Source organism: Bacillus sp. FMQ74, assembly GCF_001875785.1.
Classification (GTDB): Bacteria; Bacillota; Bacilli; order Bacillales; family Bacillaceae; genus Bacillus; species Bacillus stercoris.
Genome location: NZ_MOEO01000041.1, coordinates 1 through 443, shown reverse-complemented (window position 1 = coordinate 443; position 443 = coordinate 1). Strand labels below are relative to the sequence as shown.

At 47.0% G+C, this 443-nt stretch carries 2 tRNA genes and 1 rRNA gene; all 3 read right to left on the bottom strand.

What is annotated here, in order from left to right:
• Positions 1-126: 126 nt before the first annotated feature.
• Positions 127-202: transfer RNA gene (locus BLL41_RS22255), tRNA-Ala, on the bottom strand.
• A gap of 11 nt (positions 203-213) precedes the next feature.
• Positions 214-290: transfer RNA gene (locus tag BLL41_RS22250), tRNA-Ile, on the bottom strand.
• Positions 291-392: 102 nt separating this feature from the next.
• Positions 393-443 (bottom strand): 16S ribosomal RNA (locus BLL41_RS22930); the annotation flags it as partial.

Sequence of the window (443 nt, the reverse complement as noted above, 5' to 3'; positions counted from 1 at the left end):
CTCCTAGTGCCAAGGCATCCACCGTGCGCCCTTTCTAACTTAACCGTTAAAAAGAATCACTATGTGATATCTTGTATTACTAATTGAATGTGATGTCTACTGTTATCTAGTTTTCAAAGAACACGTTGGTGGAGCCTAGCGGGATCGAACCGCTGACCTCCTGCGTGCAAAGCAGGCGCTCTCCCAGCTGAGCTAAGGCCCCATTATATAAGATGGTGGGCCTGAGTGGACTCGAACCACCGACCTCACGCTTATCAGGCGTGCGCTCTAACCAGCTGAGCTACAGGCCCATCTTAACTTATTCAAGGAACAAAGTTCCTTCAAAACTAAACAAGACAGGGAACGTTCTGTTTATAAGACCCAAGGTCTTATATTCCGTATAATATCCTTAGAAAGGAGGTGATCCAGCCGCACCTTCCGATACGGCTACCTTGTTACGACTT